At 54.6% G+C, this 743-nt stretch carries 1 protein-coding gene; it reads left to right on the top strand.

Going from position 1 to position 743, the window contains the following annotated elements; translation table 11 throughout:
• The coding region (locus ABLV30_RS02280; RefSeq protein WP_139512910.1) for an elongation factor Tu at window positions 1-743 on the top strand (743 nt) is incomplete at both ends.

The raw sequence follows: 743 nt of genomic DNA, 5'->3' as shown, positions 1-743 counted from the left end.
CTGACCGCTGCAATCACTACCGTTCTGGCTAAAACCTACGGTGGTTCTGCTCGCGCATTCGACCAGATCGATAACGCGCCGGAAGAAAAAGCTCGTGGTATCACCATCAACACTTCTCACGTTGAATATGACACCCCGACTCGCCACTACGCGCACGTAGACTGCCCGGGCCACGCCGACTATGTTAAAAACATGATCACCGGTGCTGCGCAGATGGACGGCGCGATCCTGGTTGTTGCTGCGACTGACGGCCCGATGCCGCAGACTCGTGAGCACATCCTGCTGGGTCGTCAGGTAGGCGTTCCGTACATCATCGTGTTCCTGAACAAATGCGACATGGTTGATGACGAAGAGCTGCTGGAACTGGTTGAAATGGAAGTTCGTGAACTTCTGTCTCAGTACGATTTCCCGGGCGACGACACTCCGATCGTTCGCGGTTCCGCTCTGAAAGCGCTGGAAGGCGACGCAGACTGGGAAGCGAAAATCATCGAACTGGCTGGCTACCTGGATTCTTACATCCCGGAACCAGAGCGTGCGATTGACAAGCCGTTCCTGCTGCCGATCGAAGACGTATTCTCCATCTCCGGTCGTGGTACCGTTGTTACCGGTCGTGTAGAGCGCGGTATCATCAAAGTTGGCGAAGAAGTTGAAATCGTTGGTATCAAAGAGACTGCGAAGTCTACCTGTACTGGCGTTGAAATGTTCCGCAAACTGCTGGACGAAGGCCGTGCTGGTGAGAACGT

Origin of the sequence: Klebsiella sp. CN_Kp113 (assembly GCF_040064585.1) — a bacterium.
Classification (GTDB): Bacteria; Pseudomonadota; Gammaproteobacteria; order Enterobacterales; family Enterobacteriaceae; genus Klebsiella; species Klebsiella michiganensis.
This window is presented reverse-complemented; position numbering and strand designations above follow the sequence as displayed.